A 3,022-nucleotide genomic window follows, 5' to 3' on the forward strand; every position below is an offset into this window, starting at 1 on the left:
CCGCATTGCGCCCTGCGGGCTCCATGCGGGCTACACCCTCCGGCTCTACTCCCCCAGCACCAGCACGCGGTCGGTGGCGATGTCGACGGCGACCGCGGTGCCGGGGTCGAGGCCGGCCGGGGCGGTGCCGTGGGTGAGGTCGACCAGGATCTCGGTATCGGCCGCGGCGGGGCCGGGGATAGCGATCCCGTAGCGCTCAGTGGCGCCCAGGAACTCCTTGAACCGGATCGTGCCCGGCAGGCGCGTCCGGCCTTCGGCGAGCGGGGCGTCGGGGTGCGACAGGACGGCGTGGTGCGGGCGGAAGACCAGCTTCGCCCCGGGCGGCGGCTCACCCCCGGGACGGGCGCCCGCCGGCAGCGGGATCGTCCCCGCCGCGGTCTCGAACACGGCCGCAGCACCGCCGCGCCCAAAATGTCCGGCGAGCGTGTTGGTCGTCCCCAGGAAGCCGGCCACGAACAGGTTCTTCGGCGCGTCGTAGAGCGCCGTGGGGGCGCCGACCTGCTGCACGGTGCCGTCCTTCATCACGGCGATACGGTCGCAGATCGTATTGGCCTCCTCCTGGTCGTGGGTGACGAAGATCGCCGTGAGGCCGAGCCGCTGCTGGAGCTCGCGCAGCTCGCGCCGCACCTCTCCACGCAGCTTCGCGTCGAGATTCGACAGCGGCTCGTCGAGCAGCAGGACTTTCGGCTCGACCACGATGGTGCGGGCGAGCGCGACGCGCTGCTGCTGGCCGCCGGACAACTGGGCCGGGCGACGCTTCTCCAGCCCGCCGAGGCCGACGAGGTCGAGCGCGGCGGCGACGCGCTTCCTGATCTCCTGGCGCGGCAGCCGCCGCTCCTCCAGGCCGAAGGCGACGTTCTGCTCGACCGTCATGTGCGGCCACAGGGCATAGGACTGGAACACCATGCCGACGTCGCGCTTCCACGGCGGCAGACCGGAGACGTCGCGCCCGCCGATCAGCACGCGGCCGCGGTCGGCCTGATTGAAGCCGGCGATGAGGCGCAGCAGCGTGGTCTTGCCGCAGCCCGACGGGCCCAGGAAGGCGAAGAACTCGCCCGGCTCGATTCTCAGGTTCACGTCGTGCAGCACGTGGTTCGAGCCGTACCACAGGTCGACATGCTCGATGGCGATGTCGACCGAGGGCGTCGCGATCGTGCCGACGGCGAGAGCGGTCATCCGGTGGCTCCGGGCACGGCCGGGCCGGCGGCGCCGCGGCTCTGGCGGCGGTGCTGGCGTTCGACCACGAGGTGAGACAGGAACGTGCAGATCGCCACCAGCACCACGGCGATGACGCCGAGCGCGGCGCCCGGTCCGCGGCCGGCCGGCGACTGCATGAAGACGTAGAGCCCGTAGGCGAGCGGCGCGTCGGAGTTCGACTGCACCAGCATCAGCGTGGCGGCGAGCTCGACCGAGGCGGTGGCGAAGCTCGAGATGAAGCCGGCCAGCATGCCGCCCGAGATCAGCGGCACGACGACGCGGCGGATGGTGCGCGTTTTGGTGGCGCCGAGATTCTCGGCCGCCTCCTCGAGCGACACCGAGATCTGCTGGAGCGCGGCGTAGCAGGCGCGCAGCGCATAGGGCAGGCGGCGCACCGCGAGCGCCAGCACGATGACGATCCACAGCGTCGCCAGCGGCACGCCGCCCACGTCGATGCCGTAGAAGGTGCGCAGGTATCCGATGCCGACCACCACACCCGGCACGGCGACGGCCGCCATCGCGGTCCAGTCGAGCCACTGGCGGCCCGGCAGTCTGGTGCGCAGGACCAGGTAGGCGATCGCCGCGCCGAGGACCACGTCGATCAGGCCGGCCAGCGAGGCGTAGAGCAGCGTGTTGGTGATGTAGACCGAGGAGTCGCCGAACACCCGGGCGTAGTGGGCGAGCGTGAAGCCGTCCGGCAGCGGGCTGTAGGACCACACGGTGGCGAGCGACAGCATCAAGAGCGCCGCGTGCGGCGCCAGCACCAGCATCAGGATCAGCGTCACCACGCCCCAGGCGACGAGGTGCTCGAGCGGGCGCAGGGCCCGCCTCGCTAGGCCGCCGCCGCCACGCTGCACGGTCGCGTAGTCGCGCCCCCGCATCGCCAGCATCGACAGCACGATGGCCGAGACCGACAAGAGCACCAGCACGACCGAGATCACGTAGCCCATCGGATCGGCGATGCCGATCGAGGTGATGCGCAGATAGGCCTGCGGCGCCAGCATGTCCTTGACGTTGAGGAGGAGCGGCGTGGCGAGATCGTCGAACACCTTCACGAACACCAGCGAGGCGCCGGCGACATAGCCGGGCATCGCCAGCGGAAACACGATGCGGCGGAACAGCCGCAGGCCCGAGCTGCCGAGATTCTGTGCGGCCTCCTCCATGCTGCGGTCGATGGTGCGCAGCGCGGTCGAGAGATTGATCAGGATGAACGGGAAATAATGCACGCCCTCGACGAAGACGACGCCGTTGATCCCCTCCATGAACGGGATCTCGACGTCGAACCAGTCGCCGAGCAGCAGGTTGATGGTGCCGCTGCGGCCGAAGAAGAGCTGCATGGCGACGGCGCCGACGAAGGGCGGCATGATCAGCGGCAGGAAGCCGAGCGTCTGCACCAGCGCGGCGCCGCGAAAGTCGTAGCGCGTCGTGATCACGGCGAGCGGCAGGGCGAGGGCGGTCGCCAGTACGACCGTCATCATGGCGGCCCAGATCGAGTTCCAGGTGGAGCGGACCAGCAGGTCGGTGCGGGCGAAGTCGACGAAGTTCACCAGCGTGAAATCGCCCGTGCCCTTCTCGGTGAAGGCGACGTAGACCACGGTGCCGACCGGGATCACCAGCGCCACCAGCAGGAACGCCGCGATGGCGATCGCCACGGCCCACTGGCCGGGCGTCGCCGCCGAGGCGCTCCTTGCGCGTGCGGGTGCTGTCGGCAGGGCGAGGGTCATGAGATCAGGAGTCGGCCCTTTCCTTCACCTCCCCCTGGAGGGGGGAGGTCGCCGGGCGAAGCTCGGCGGGAGGGGGTGACAGGCGTAGCCTGCGTTTGCGG

At 70.5% G+C, this 3,022-nt stretch carries 2 protein-coding genes; both read right to left on the bottom strand.

Annotated elements, in window-relative coordinates:
• Window positions 1-45: 45 nt before the first annotated feature.
• On the bottom strand, window positions 46-1,176 hold the full coding sequence (locus CH341_RS21985; protein ID WP_111421115.1) for an ABC transporter ATP-binding protein: 1,131 nt from the start codon (window positions 1,174-1,176) through the stop codon (window positions 46-48).
• Entirely contained in the window at window positions 1,173-2,921 is a 1,749-nt protein-coding gene (locus CH341_RS21990) for an ABC transporter permease (protein ID WP_111421116.1), read from the bottom strand. The genes CH341_RS21985 and CH341_RS21990 overlap by 4 nt, the downstream gene beginning before the upstream one ends.
• Window positions 2,922-3,022: the final 101 nt, after the last annotated feature.

The sequence above is a fragment of the Rhodoplanes roseus genome (assembly GCF_003258865.1).
Classification (GTDB): domain Bacteria; phylum Pseudomonadota; class Alphaproteobacteria; order Rhizobiales; family Xanthobacteraceae; genus Rhodoplanes; species Rhodoplanes roseus.